General features: G+C 60.8%; 2 protein-coding genes. Both read left to right on the forward strand.

What is annotated here, in order from left to right:
* Positions 1 to 542, forward strand: a 542-nt coding sequence (locus tag V7676_RS18665; RefSeq protein ID WP_335661061.1) for an acyl-CoA dehydrogenase, incomplete at its 5' end; no start/stop codon positions are given.
* Positions 542 to 858 (forward strand): enoyl-CoA hydratase-related protein (locus V7676_RS18670; protein ID WP_335661062.1); only part of this gene is annotated, 317 nt, incomplete at its 3' end. The genes V7676_RS18665 and V7676_RS18670, both read left to right, overlap by 1 nt.

Below are 858 nucleotides of genomic sequence, written 5' to 3' on the forward strand. Positions count from 1 at the left end.
GCTTGGCGCTGGCGCAGGCGTTTGTGCATGAAAACCGCATCCGGCAGGCGGCGAGTTCGCTGGGGGCTGCGGTTTATTGCATCGAAGAATCCGTGCGCTATGCCCGCGCCCGCAAACCATTCGGCAAAGAACTGGCGGCAAATCAGGCGATCCAGTTCCCCTTGGTCGAATTGGCCACGCAGGCAGAAATGCTGCGGCAGCTTATCCGCAAAACAGCCTGGGAGATGGACCGCATGCCACACCCCGAGGTCGCCAAGAAACTGTCGGACAAGGTGAGCATGTGCAATTATCAGGCCAACCGTCTGTGTTGCGAGGCCGCAGACCGCGCCATGCAAATTCATGGCGGCATCGGATATTCCCGGCACAAACCGTTCGAACATATCTACCGCCATCACCGCCGCTACCGCATCACCGAAGGCGCGGAAGAGATCCAGATGCGAAAAGTTGGCGCATGGTTGTTCGGCTACCTTGGCCCACGACGCGGCAACATCCCCGATCCGACGCCGCGCAGCGTTGCGGCACCGTTGGCGGGAGAAAACTGATGGCTGTTGTACGCACTGATCTGACGGGCGGGGTCATGACGCTCACCCTCGACCGGCCTGACAAGCTGAACGCATTCACGATTGAGATGATGCAAGAGCTTATCGATGCCTTCGATGTGGCGGACGAGGACGATGCTGTGCGCGCCGTCGTGGTGACCGGGGCGGGCAGGGCGTTTTGCGCCGGTGCGGATATTTCCGGCGGGACCAAGGGCTTTGTGGATCTGGAAAAGCGCAAGGTAGGCGACGGCACCGTGCGCGATGGCGGCGGTCTGTTGACATTGCGCATTTTCGACAGCCTCAAGCCCGTGATTGCCGC

The organism is Parasphingorhabdus sp. (genome assembly GCF_036963805.1).
Taxonomy (GTDB): domain Bacteria; phylum Pseudomonadota; class Alphaproteobacteria; order Sphingomonadales; family Sphingomonadaceae; genus Parasphingorhabdus.